Source organism: Sorangium sp. So ce327 (assembly GCF_051530205.1).
In the GTDB taxonomy this organism is placed as follows: Bacteria; Myxococcota_A; Polyangia; order Polyangiales; family Polyangiaceae; genus Sorangium; species Sorangium cellulosum_B.
Genome location: NZ_CP150330.1, coordinates 11,317,402 through 11,330,850 on the forward strand (window position 1 = coordinate 11,317,402; position 13,449 = coordinate 11,330,850).

Genomic DNA, 13,449 nt, shown 5'->3' on the forward strand with positions numbered 1-13,449 from the left:
GAATCATCAGACACGGGAACATTGAAAGATTCACAACAACGAGCGTCGTGTCGACCGACTCCTTCAAAGCCTTCTACGCCGCCAAGGTCAACGGCACCACGCTCGATCCGTCGGAGATGGTCTCTGTGGGACAGGCGGCCAGCAAGCGACCGATCGCTACGGATGCGAGACGAACGCCGTCTGCCTCGACGGCGGCAGCTCCAAAATCCATCGAATGCACAGCTGCACAACCTGGGATAGCAGCTGCGACGATCGCTGACGGTGGCGCCAGCGGCGGCGTCTCAGCGAGGAAGGCGCGGCGCGCCGCGCCTCGCGCCGCCAGGGCGGAGGCCTCCTGTCGTCAGCTCGTGAAGGGCTCCCGCCAGCGACGAGTACGTGGCCAGACTGCCTAGCTCCACGTCCACGAGGCTCCTGGCGAGCTCGGGGCGCACGCCGACCAGGAAGAGGCGCGCGCCGAGCAGGGCGACCGCGCGGCTGGTCTGGCCCAGCGCATGGGCGACCTGGGCGTCCACCGCCGGCACGCCGGTGATATCGAGCAGCACGAAGCGCGCCTCGTGCCGGCCCACCCCCTCGACCACGGCCGTGAGCACCTGGAGGGCGCGGTCCCGGTCGATCGCGCCGATCAGCGGCACGAGCAGCACGCCGGGCAGGAGCGGGATGAGCGGGCAGCCGAGCTCGCGCACCGTCTCCGAGAGCGTCCGCTCGCTCGCATAGGCCATCTGAAGCTCCGCGTTCTTCGTCGAGAGCGACTGGACGAGCTCGCCGCGCTCGAGGGCCGCGGCGAGCAGCGACGCCCAGACCCCGACGGTGCCCTCGTCGCCGGCCAGCTCGCGGAGGGTCGGCCCCATGAGCGCAACGACCCCCCAGTCGCGCCGCTCGGTGCGGATCGGCAGCAGCATCATCATGAGCGCGCCGCTCGCGGCCGCGGGCGGCAGCAGGTGCTCCGGCGGAAACGCCTCCAGCCGATGGCGGCCGCCGATCGGGGGCGTCGCGCTGCCGTCACGGCTGAAGGCGCCGGCGACGACGAGCGTCTTCGCGTCCTCCCGGAGCGCAAGGCAGGCCCAGGTCGCGCTGGTCTTCGCGAGCCATGAGAGCGACATGGACTCCTCCTGCGAGGCGCTGACCAGCGCGAGGCCCACGTCGTGATTGGACCGCACGAGCATCCCGAGCTGCGCCACGAACTCGGCCTCGACGCTGAGCCGAGCCCGCGCGATCGAGAGGTGCGCGCCGTCCAGGAACGACTCGACCCGCTGCGCCGACGCCGCATCCCCGCCCAGCCGCTCGCGGCGCCGCTCGTGGGACCGGCGGAGCAGGCGCACGATCGCCATCAAGGTGCCCATATCGGAGGAGATGTCGACGGCCTGTTTGTAGGCGCGCTCCAGCGCCTTCGCCGGAGGGGGCGCGGCGCCCTCGATCGCCGCCTCATACGCCTCGAGCACCAGGGCGACCCCCGGCCATACCGCGGCAGGCGGTGTATCGGGCGCCAGGGGCCGGGGCGCGAGGAGCAGCTCGACCATCCGTCGATCCAGGTCGCCGCCGCCGTGCTCCCCGGGCGCCGCGTCCTCGTCGAGGAAGCTCTGGACCACGTCGCATCCGCACGAGATCCGCTGGATCAGCGTGTTCGGCGTGAGCACGAGCTCTGGCACAGCCGTCTCGCCGGAGAGCATCGAGACGACGAGCTCACACGCGGCGCTCCCCAGCATCTCGAACTGCTGGCGCACCGTGGTCAGCGGTGGGTCGGAGGTCTGCGCCTCCGGCACATCGTCGAAGCCGACGATCGCCAGCTCCTCGGGGATGCGGACGCCCGCCGCCTTCAGCGACGGCATCATCCCGATCGCGTTCTTGTCCGTCCCGAAGACCGCAGCTGTACACGCGTTCCGCAGCGCGATGAGCTGCGGGGCAGCGTTCTCGCCGCCGGTATACCAGTTGTCGTCGGTCCGGATGACCAGCTCCGGGTCGAGCGGTATCCCCGCCTCGGCGAGCGTCTCTCGGTAGGCGTCGAAGCGCTCGCGCACATCGGACTCGTGGAAGCAGCCGACGAACGCGATGCGCCGGTGACCGTGTCCGATCAGATGGCGCACCGCGCCCCGGATCCCGCTGTGGTTGTCCGGGATCACCGACGGGCAGTCGCCCTTGTGGACATGGGTGCCGACGACGACGAGCGGGACCCGCGCGGCAGCGAGCTGCTCGATGCCGTCCACCCCGATCACGACGATCCATCCATCCACCTGTTCTCTGGCGAGCGAAGGGGCCTGGAGCGAGGCGGCCGTGCCGCGCATCACCAGCATGCGACAGCCGTGCTTTCGCGCCGCCTCGTGGATACCCGTCAGGACCGGGTTCCAGAACGAGCCGTCCAGGTAGGGGGTGATGACGCCCACGGTCATCCCACGTCGCATCCCATGAACGCCTGTACCGCCGGGGGGCGGCTCTGCAAGGCGATTCACATCACGCGTCGAGCGGCCGGCATCTCCTCCCGCGGCCGGCTGCCCGCCCGCTCCATCTTCCTGGGCCGAGCCGTCAGCTCTGCCGCCCCGCTGCCCCGGCAACTCGACTTCACTGCCCCGGCTACCCTGAACCATCGCCCCGGTCTCCCTGCTCCCCCGTCCCACGGCTGCGCTCGCGTACCCACCTATATACCACGGTCCGGACGTATCTCTCTGCGACGGGGCGATGTCGAAGAAAGTCGAAGAGGCTCGACAGCGGCGGCGCCTGCCCCGCGGCCACGTGAGGACACGAGACGAACACACCCGCGCCGGTTTTTCTGTTGACGAGAACACCGCCAAGGCGCGAAGATCATGGATTACGCTCAGGGACATTTCGCACTTGAGCCGTATACAACGCGTCAACGCTGACCCGTCCACCCAGGGCGGGGAGAGGCGGAGGGCCTATGGGCCGAAACGGCAGGGCGGGATTCATCAGCGTCATTGCGCTGCTCGCGTCCTTCGTGTGCTTGAGACCGGCATACGGGGCGCCGAGCTCCATCACGTTCACGATAAACCATGCAGACTGCGGACAGAACAGCTTCGAGCTGTTCATGAACGGCATGCTCCTAGAGACGGTGCCGAGCTCCAATGGGTGCTACTGCAACGCGACGCCGCTCGTGCGGACGATCACCGATCCAGCGGCGCTGGCGCTGTACGACCCCGCGCAGTGCAACGATTTCGGCGTGGAGGCGATCGGCGGATTCGACGGCGTCGGCTGGGGGTTCGTCCGCGTGACCGTCGAGTCGACCGCCGGCTCCGAGAGCGCGTGCATCTTCGACGCATGGGACGACAACCCGTATGGGCGCTGCTCGGATCGCGACCTGTGCCAAGGAAACAGCGTCTTCGGCTGGGCCGTCGAGGCGGACATCGACGGTGATGGGGTGAGGGTCGGGCTCGGCGCCGGCTGCGACAACTGCGGCGACGCGGCGAACCCCGATCAGGCGGACGTCGACGGCGACGGCTTCGGGGACGCGTGCGACCGCTGCGTGGGTCCCGGGAGGTGGGACCACGATGGCGACGGCGTCTGCGGTGGAGTGGACAACTGCCTTGGCTGGTACAACCCTGGGCAAGAGGACGCCGACGGGGACGGCCACGGGGACGCCTGCGACTCCTGTGCAGGCTTCGGGATCTGGGACAGCGACTGGGACGGCGTCTGCGACGAGACAGACAACTGCGTCTACCGCTTCAACCCCGGGCAAGAGGAGGGCGACGGCGACGGCGTCGCCGACAGGTGCGACAACTGCCCACGCGTGCCCAACCCCGAGCAGCTGGACACAGACAGCAACGGCATCGGCGACGCGTGTGATGTCTGTCGGGCCGCGGGAGACGAGGACAGAGACCTGGATGGCGTCTGCGATCGGGACGACAACTGCGTCTTCGACTTCAATCCGTGGCAAGAGGACACCGACGGCGACGGTCTTGCCGACGCTTGCGACCGCTGCCGTGGATGGAGCCAGCAGGACTATGATGACGATGGGATCTGCGACGAGATAGACAACTGTAACGGACCGCGGAACCCACGGCAGGAGGACGCCGACGGCGACGGCTACGGTGACCCCTGCGACTATTGCGATGGTGCCGGGATGGGGGATTATGACCGCGACGGCGCCTGCGACGACGCGGACACCTGCGCCTATATCCACAACCCGGCGCAGGACGACGGCGACAGCGACGGCGACGGCTACGGTGATCCCTGCGATTCCTGCGATGGGGCGGGGGACCGGGACTGGGACTGGGACGGGCTCTGCGACGAGGCGGACGTCTGCCGTTACGTCTTCAACCCGGAGCAGGAGGACGGCGACGCCGACGGGGTGGGCGATGTGTGCGACAACTGCCCGACGGTGCCCAACCCGGAGCAGCAAGACTGGGACTTCAACGGCATTGGCGACACGTGCGACCTCTGCCCTGCGGCGGGAGACTGGGACCTCGACCGCGACGGCGTGTGCAATCAAGCCGACAACTGCCTGTACGACTTCAATCCCTGGCAACAGGACAGCGAAGGCGACGGATCCGGCGACGCCTGTGACTATTGCGACGGGGCCGGGGCTTGGGACTCGGACGGGGACCGGCTGTGCGACGAGGAGGACAACTGCCCTTACGTCTTCAACCCGGAGCAGGAGGAGCGCGACGGCGATGGGGTAGGCGATGCGTGCGACAACTGCCCACGCGTGCCCAACCCGGAGCAGCTCGACACAGACAACAATGGCATCGGCGACGCGTGTGATGTCTGTCGGGCCGCGGGAGACCAGGACTCCGACAGAGATGGCGTCTGCGATCGGGACGACAGCTGCGTCTACGACTTCAATCCGTGGCAAGAGGACACCGACGGCGACGGCCATGCCGACGCCTGCGACCGCTGCCGTGGATGGAGCCAGAACGACTATGATGACGATGGGATCTGCGACGATATCGACAACTGTAACGGATCGTGGAACGCACAGCAGGAGGACGCCGACGGAGACGGCTACGGTGACCCCTGCGACTATTGCGACGGAGCCGGGATCGGTGATTATGACCGCGACGGCGCCTGCGACGACGCGGATACCTGCGTCTACCTCTACAACCCGGCGCAGGACGACGGCGACAGCGACGGCGACGGCTACGGTGATCCCTGCGATTCCTGCTATGGGGCGGGGGACCGGGACTCGGACTGGGACGGGCTCTGCGACGAGGCGGACGTCTGCCGTTACGCCTTCAACTGGGCGCAGGAGGACGGCGACGCGGACGGGGTGGGCGATGTGTGCGACAACTGCCCGACGGTGCCCAACCCGGATCAGGTCGACTGGGACCACAACGGCATTGGCGACACGTGCGACCTCTGCCCTGCCGCGGGAGACGGGGACGTCGACCGCGACGGCGTGTGCAATCAAGCCGACAACTGCCCGTACGACTTCAATCCCTGGCAACAGGACAGCGACGGCGACAACCGCGGCGACGTCTGCGATTCCTGCACCGGACTCAGCGAGTACGACGGGGATTACGATGCGCTCTGCGATGACATGGACAACTGCCCCAACGCCATGAATCCATGGCAAGAGGACTGGGACGGCGACGGCTTCGGCGATGCCTGCGACTCTTGCGACGGAGCCGGGGCCTCGGACCGGGACTGGGACTGGCTGTGCGACGGGGTGGAGAACTGTCCTGACGTCTTCAACCCGGAGCAGGAGGACAGCGACGGCGACGGGGTGGGCGACGCCTGCGACCTCTGCCCGCTCGTGCCCGATCCGGAGCAGCTCGACGTCGACCGCAACGGGATCGGAGACGCGTGCGACGCCTGCGGGGCCGCGGGAGACTGGGATGCAGACCGCGACGGCGTCTGCGACCTGGCCGACGTCTGCTTGTACAACTTCGATCCCTCGCAAGAGGACGGCGACGGCGACGGAGTGGGCGACGCCTGCGACGCCTGCCGGGGAGCGAGCCAGTCCGACTCGGATCACGACACGGTCTGCAGCGACATCGACAACTGCGACGGCCGGTTCAACCCCGGCCAGGAAGACGCCGACGGCGATGGCCGCGGCGACGCCTGCGACGCCTGTGCAGGCCCTGGAGCCCGGGACGACGATCGCGACGGCGTCTGCGACGAGACCGACAACTGTGTCCATGCCAGCAACCCTGGGCAGCAGGACCGCGACGGCGACGGGCTCGGCGACGCCTGCGACTCGTGCGGGCAGGCGGACGGCTGGGACGACGACGGCGACAGGATCTGCGGCAACGCGGACAACTGCAGGTACCGCCACAACCCGGGGCAAGAGGACAGCGACGCCGACGGGCGGGGCGACGCGTGTGACAACTGCCCGAGCGCGCCCAACCCCGAGCAGCGCGACAGCGATGCCAACGGCGTCGGCGACGCCTGCGACCCCTGCTTCGCGGCGGGGGATCAGGACCCCGATCGCGACGGCGTCTGCGACCGCATCGACAACTGCGACGGGGAGATCAACCCCGGGCAAGAGGACGCGGACGGCGACGGGGACGGGGATGCCTGCGACCACTGTGCAGGGCTCGGCGTCTGGGACAACGACACGGACGGCGTCTGCGATAACGAGGACAACTGCTTCGATGGATTCAATCCAGACCAGAGGGACCGCGACGGCGATGGGCGCGGCGACGCCTGCGACCCCTGTGGCGCGGTGATCTCGAGCGGCACGGTCCGGCTGGGCGTCAACTGCAACGGTCAGCTGAACCTGTCCGACGGGTGGTGGACGGTGCCCACCTATACGGGCATCGTTTATCTGCGCGAGGGACGCTCTGTCGCCGAGGGCATCGAATGGATACCCGGCGCCGAGGGGTGGGGCGTCGGCGACGCGCGCACCTTGATCTCCAGCCATCCTGGGCACATGGAGCTCGTCAGCTTCTCGGCCACGGAGAGCACGGCGGTCTCCACGGTCCGGGTGGGCTCGACCTTCCGCGTCACGCACGACTTCCACCCGTCGCCAGCGACGCCGTCGCTGTACGAGGTCGCGGTGACGATCGAGAACATCGGGGCGAGCCCGGTCGATCTGCGCTACCGCCGGAGCATTGACTGGTTCGGGTATGTCTACCACTCGGAGTTCGTCACCCTCCAGCCGGGCTCGGTGCCCGAGCTCGTCGGTACGGACACGGCGCCCTGGGGCTCGCACGATCCCTTCGGCTTCGTGGGGGAACAGCCCGGACCGGTGAGCGACCTGGGCCCCGGGAACTACGGTGCGCTCTTCGACTTCGACTTCGGCACGCTCGATCCGGGGGACGCGCATGCATTCCGGCTGTTCTACGGCGCGGCGGGCACGCAGGCGGATGCGCTCGCCGCGCTCGAGGCGGTGGACGCCCAGGCGTACTCCCTGGATCGACTGGAGGAGTGGCCAGCGCCGCCGACCTTCATCCTGGCGTACAACGGCTCGGATCACGCGCCGATGTGCGGCGATGGGGAGCTCGCGCCCGACGAGGAATGCGACGACGGCAATCGCAGCAGCGGCGATGGCTGCAGCGCGGGGTGCCTCGCGGAGCCCGACGCCGACGCCGACGGGGTGATCGACCTCGAGGACAACTGCCCGCTCGCGCCCAACCCGGGACAGTCCGACAACGACTACAACGGCGTCGGCGACGCGTGTGATGCCTGCTTCGCCGTGGGGGACCGGGACCACGACGGCGACGGCCTCTGCAACCGGACCGACAACTGCTACGCCACCTACAACCCAGGACAGGAGGACGCGGACGGCGACGGGCTCGGCGACGCCTGCAACGACTGCGTAGGCACCGCAGCCTACGACTACGACCTCGATGGGATATGCGAGACCCTGGACAACTGCGGGTGGCACTTCAACCCGGATCAGCGCGACCGCGACGGCGACGGCATCGGCGACCCTTGCGATCGCTGCGGCGCGGCGATCTGGAACGGTCGGGTTCAGCTCGGCATCAACTGCGAAGGCCACCTGAACCTGGTGCTCGACCCGTACATGCGGGACGAGTGGATCGGGATCTCCCGCGAGCCTCTGGGTCGTGACTCTCCCATCGATGGCCTGGAGGGCACCCCCGGCTCCGAGGGGTGGGGCGTCGGCGACGCCATCGCGCAGGTCTCCGGCTTCGTGACGGATGGCCTGGACAGCGCCCCCGCGAACATGACGCTCGTCAGCTTCTCGGCCACGGAGAGCACGGCGGTCTCCACGGTCCAGGTGGGCTCGACGTTCCTCGTCACGCACGCCTATCGGCCGTCGCCCGCGACCCCTTCGCTGTACGAGGTCGAGGTGACGATCGAGAACATCAGCGCGAGCCCGGTCGACCTGCGTTACCGCCGGGTGATGAACTGGAACATCATCGAGTACCGCGGGGGCGAGCACGTCACGATGCAGCCGGGCACGACGCCTGCGCTCCTCGGTACGGGCACGAGCCCCTGGAACCCGGCCGACCCGCTCGTCGCCGCGGGAGGGCCGCCCGAGCCGGTGAGCGACGTGGGACCCGGGGACTTCGGGTCGCTCTTCGACTTCGACTTCGGCGCGCTCGGTCCGGGCGAGTCCCACGTCTTCCGGCTGTTCTACGGCTCGGCGGACACGCGGGAGGAGACGCTCGCCGCGCTCGGGGCGGTGGGCGCCGAGGCCTACGCCCTCAGCCGGATGACATGGGATGAGCTCGACTACGTGTTTGCTTACGCCGCGGCGGAGCGCGCGCCCGCGTGCGGCGACGGCGAGGTCGATCCCGGGGAGTCATGCGACGACGGGAATCTCATCGACGGCGACGGGTGCAGCGCGAGCTGCGTCGCCTGCGCGGACGGCGACGCCGACGGGGTGTGTGATCCCGAGGACAACTGCCTCGAGGCCGCCAACCCGTCGCAGGAGGACCGGGACCACGACGGCGTCGGCGACGCCTGCGATCCGGTGTGCGTCACGATCCAGCGCGGGCTCTTCGGCGAGGTCTCCGACACGACGGTCTGGGAGGCATACCCCCGTTACAACGAAGGGAATATGCCCTACGCCCACTCGGGTCACAGCGGCGGCTTCCCCAAGCGGGCGCTGTTCCGCTTCGATCTCGGCGGCTTCCCCGCCGGCGCGGCGGTCGCATCGAGCACGTTCGGGGCCTTCGCGGTGAGCTCGGGCGCACAGGCGATCCGGGCGCACCGGATCACTGCGCCATGGGAAGAAGCGACGGTGACCTGGAGCAGCTTCGGCGCGAGCTACGACACGGCCGTCGAAGCGACCGTGACAGGGGTCCCGTACGGGGATGTGACCCTGGATCTGACCGATCTGGTGCAGGCGTGGCTCGACGGCGCGGCTCCCAACTTCGGGTTCCTCCTCGAGGAGGATCCAGGGGCGCGGACCGCATTCGGAGCGAGCGAGCAGACCAACGCGGGCCGACGTCCGTGGCTCACGGTCTGCTACACGGAACGCTAGCGCTCGTCCTGAAGATCACCACGAGCCTTCCCCCGGGCGATCCGACGGACCGCGTCAGCCGCCGTCGTCGCCCGGCTCGCCGCCGGCCCCCGGCGAGCGGCACTTCATCACCATGCGGATCTCGTTGCCCTTCTCGTTGTGCCGCACCTCGTCCATGAACGTGCGGATCAGCATCAGGCCGCGGCCGCTCGGCTTGTCCAGGTTGGCGAGATCGGTCGGATCCGGCAGGTTGCGCGGGTCGAAGCCGGGCCCCTCGTCGCGCACCACGTACGTCGCCTCGGTGCGCGTCTCGCGCGCCACGACGACAACGCGCCGATCCCGGTACGGGCTCTCCGCCCGGCGGCGCTCGACGAGCGCGGAGAAGGCGCTCGGCTGCTCGTCGAGCAGCGTCGAGCTGACCTCGAGGTTGCCGTGCACGATGGCGTTCACGAGCGCCTCGCGCAGCGCCACCGCGACCTGGATCCGGCCCGTCTCGTCGCACAGCCGCATCCGCCCCAGGCTCTGCTCGACGTGGCCCACCAGCGCGGGGACCTTCGCCACGTCGTTGTCGAGCTCGAAATGGGACTCGGTCGCCGTCAGGCACGAGAGGAGCTGCTGCTCCCGCCGATCGAGCCGCGCCACCGCGAGGACGTTCTCGACCGTGTTCACGAGCTCCGCCGCGAGGTTCCGCTTCGCGACGTAGCTCGCGGCGCCGCGCCGCAGCGCCTGCACCGCGATCTCCTCGCTGCCGTGCGCCGTCATCAGGATCACCGGGAGGTACGGGTGCTCGCGGCGGATCGCCTCGACCAGCTCCAGGCCGTCCATCTCCGGCATCTGGAGATCGGTCAGCACGATCTCGGGCATCGACCTGGCGATCGTCTCGAGCGCCTCGACGCCGTTCTCGGCGTACACGGGCTCCATCCCGGCGCGCTTCTTGAGCAAGCTCCCGGAGAGGCGCCGATCCATCGGGGAGTCGTCCACCACGAGCACCCTCACCATCGCGTCACCTCGCTATCAGAGCGCCGCTCGCCCTGCACCGGCGGCGCCGGGTCCGCCGGCGCGCCCTCGCGCACGAACGCGGCGAGCTCGGGGAGCAGGCGCTCGATCTGCGCCCGCAGCGCGAACTGCGCCTCGGCCAGGCTGCCGAGCTCGTTCGCGCGCGCCATCTTCTCCAGCGCGAAGGAGGCCTCGAACGCGCCCCGCGCGCCGAAGCTGTCGACCCCGCCCTTCAGGCTGTGCGCGGCCCGCTGGAGCTTGCGGGCGTCGCCGGCGGCGACCGCGTCGTCGATGTCGCCCATCCAGCGCGGGCACTCCTCCAGGAAGACCTCGGCGAGCTCGCGCAGGAGGTCGGCGTCGCCGCCCGTCCGCTCCAGCGCCTTCGTGCGATCGAACATCGGCCGGGCCGCGATCGAGGAGGGCGAAGGCAGGAGCCGCTCCTCCGATCGGGTGCTCGGCGGCCCGCTGTCGGACGCCGGCGAGGGCGCCGACGTATACGAGCTCGGCGCGCCGAGCGACATGCGCGCCGGGTCCTCGATCTCCAGGGCGGAGGGCCCGGCGGCCAGCCGGTCGATCATGTCGTAGAGCTCGTCGACCTGCACCGGCTTCGACAGGTAGCCGTCGAAGCCGGCCCGGAGGCAGCGCTCGCGGTCGCCCTTCATCGCGTACGCGGTCACGACGATGAGCGGCATGTGCCCGCCCTCGCGCCGCTCGCGGGCCCGGACGACCCGCGCGACCTGGAGGCCGTCCATCTCGGGCATCTCCACGTCGAGCAGGGCCACGTCGTACTGCCCGCCCGCGATCTTCTCGACGGCGAGGCGGCCGTTCTCGACGATGTGCACGTGGTGGCCCTGCCGCTCCAGCCAGCGGCGCATCAGCTTCTGGTTGATCGCGTTGTCCTCGGCGACGAGGACGCGCAGGCCGCGCGCGCGCGTCCCGGGCGCGGCGCGGCGCGGGTCGGCCGACCGGAGCGAGGTCCGCGTCGGGACGCCGAAGGCGTGGAACACGGCCTCCTGGAGGTGGGACGTCTTCACGGGCTTCGTGACCATGGCGAAGACGCCGAGATCGCGGCAGCGCGCGACGTCCGCCTGCGCGGACGTCGAGCTGAGCAGCATGAGGACGCGCCCCTTCAAGATCTCGCGCTTCCGGCAGTGCTCGACCACGGCGAAGCCGTCGACCTTCGGCATGCGGGCGTCGACGATGGCGAGGCCGAACGAGCTGCTCGGCCCGACCGCGTTGCCCCCCGGCTTGCCCCAGGGCAGCGCCCACACGCCCGAGTCCTCCGAGAGCGCCGCGATCGCCGCCGCCCCCGAGTCGACGGGGACCGCCTTCATCCCCCAGCCCTCGATGGTCTCGGCGAGGATGCGCCGCGCGGTCGCGTTGTCGTCGGCGATGAGGACCTTCGTGCCGAGGAGGTCCTTCGGGATCTCCAGGCGGCGCGACCGGGCGGCGCCATCGAGCGCGCGGAGCTGGAGGGTGAAGTGGAACGTGCTTCCCTTGCCGACCTCGCTCTCGATCCAGATCTTGCCGCCCATCATCTCGACGAGGCGGGCGCAGATCGTGAGGCCGAGCCCCGTGCCGCCGTACTTGCGGGTGGTCGAGCCGTCCGCCTGAGCGAACGCGTCGAAGACGAGCCGCTGCTTGTCCGGAGCGACCCCGATGCCCGTGTCGATCACGCTCACGCGCAGCACCACGGCGTCGCCGAGCGCCTCGCCCGCGTAGAGGCTCGGCGTGCCCTGGCTGTCCGCGCTGGCATCCTCCTCGGCGGTGAGGGGCGCGCGCGAGACGACCTCGGCGCGGACGACGACCTCGCCGGCGTCGGTGAACTTCACCGCGTTGCTCACGAGGTTGACGAGGACCTGGCGCAGGCGCAGCGGATCGCCGACCAGCGCCTCGGGCACGTCGGGGCCGACGTCGTAGGCGAGCTCGAGCCGCTTCTCGTGGGCGCGGAGCGCGAGCGTCTTCACGGCGTCGCCGATGATCTCGCTCGGGTCGAAGACGACGGGCTCGATCTCGAGCTTGCCGGCCTCGATCTTCGAGAAGTCGAGGACGTCGTTGATGATGGAGAGCAGCGCGTCGGCCGAGATCTTGACCATCTCGAGGTACTCGCGCTGCTCCGGGGTGAGCTCGGTCTGGAGCGCGAGCGACGTCATGCCGATGATGCCGTTCATCGGGGTGCGGATCTCGTGGCTCACGCTGGCGAGGAACTCGCTCTTCGCGCGGCTCGCCGCCTCGGCGGCCTCCTTGGCCTGCTGGAGCTCGTCCTCGACCGCCTGGCGCTGCATGAGCAGGGCGCGCAGGCTCGCGGAGTGCTCGCGCTCGTTCTCGAGCGAGGCCTCGCCCATGGCGTCCGCGCGGCGCTTGGCGATGCTCGCCATCACCGCCATGGCGGGGGTGGTGACGGCGTAGACGATGACCCGGAGGAGGTTGTCTTCGTCGTACGATAAAAGGACGCCCTCCTTGGAGAAGTAGAGCGCGAAGAAGACGCACGAGATGAGCGCCGTGACGATGCCGCTCCAGAGGCCGCCGCTGAACGCCGCGAAGACGATGATCATCGAGAGGATCGCGGGCGGGTTCGGGACGGTCCAGTCGAGCGCGGCCTCCAGCGTGGCGACGGCGCCGATGACGAGGAGCGCGAGCAGGGGGCCGAGCAGCGGGAGCACGAACTTCTCCCACGAGGGCCGGCTGAGGCGCCGCTGCAGCGCGGTGGGGAGCGGCAGGAACGTGCCGCGGCCCTCGGCGTCGCCGCCCAGCGACGGGCGGGGCTCGCCGCCCAGCGACGGGCGGGGCTCGCCGCCCAGCGACGGGCGGGGCTCGCCGCCCAGCGACGGGCGGGGCTCGCCGCCCACGCCCACCGATGCGCGGGGGTCCGCGTGAGCGGTCCCCGGCGCGGCGGCGGGCGGGGGATCCTCGGCCTTCGGCATGGCTTCATGGAGATAGCGGGGTCGCGATCGGGCGTCCACGGCCGCGAGGGCCGGGTCCCATGAACGGGCGGCGCCCGGGCACGGCGGGCAAGTAGGAGGGACGCCCCTCGGCCCCGAGCAGCACGAGGCCGGGCAGCGCGGGTCGCGTCGCCCGCGGACGCGGCGCTGGCGGCCCGCGCCGCCGGGGCCGCGTCCGGGGCGCCCGCAGCC

The 13,449-nt window shown here is 70.2% G+C and carries 5 protein-coding genes; 1 reads left to right on the forward strand and 4 read right to left on the reverse strand.

Annotated elements, in window-relative coordinates; all coding sequences use genetic code 11:
- Nucleotides 1-281: 281 nt before the first annotated feature.
- Both WME95_RS42495 and WME95_RS42500 read right to left on the reverse strand, forming a co-directional pair.
- A complete protein-coding gene (locus tag WME95_RS42495; RefSeq protein WP_437904966.1) occupies nucleotides 282-2,579 on the reverse strand; it encodes a substrate-binding domain-containing protein in 2,298 nt (765 codons plus the stop codon).
- Nucleotides 2,580-2,793: 214 nt separating this feature from the next.
- A complete protein-coding gene (locus WME95_RS42500) occupies nucleotides 2,794-3,036 on the reverse strand; it encodes a hypothetical protein (RefSeq protein ID WP_437904967.1) in 243 nt (80 codons plus the stop codon).
- On the opposite strand from WME95_RS42500, the gene WME95_RS42505 reads away from it, so the two are divergent.
- Nucleotides 3,035-9,340, forward strand: a complete 6,306-nt coding sequence (locus tag WME95_RS42505) for a thrombospondin type 3 repeat-containing protein (RefSeq protein WP_437904968.1) — start codon at nucleotides 3,035-3,037, stop codon at nucleotides 9,338-9,340. The two genes, WME95_RS42500 and WME95_RS42505, sit on opposite strands and share 2 nt — an antisense overlap.
- A gap of 54 nt (nucleotides 9,341-9,394) precedes the next feature.
- On the opposite strand, the gene WME95_RS42510 is transcribed toward WME95_RS42505, so the two are convergent.
- Nucleotides 9,395-10,318 (reverse strand): response regulator, encoded by a 924-nt coding sequence (locus WME95_RS42510; RefSeq protein WP_437546209.1) that lies wholly within the window; start codon nucleotides 10,316-10,318, stop codon nucleotides 9,395-9,397.
- Nucleotides 10,312-13,239 (reverse strand): response regulator, encoded by a 2,928-nt coding sequence (locus WME95_RS42515; protein ID WP_437904969.1) that lies wholly within the window; start codon nucleotides 13,237-13,239, stop codon nucleotides 10,312-10,314. The genes WME95_RS42510 and WME95_RS42515 overlap by 7 nt, the downstream gene beginning before the upstream one ends.
- Nucleotides 13,240-13,449 lie beyond the last annotated feature (210 nt).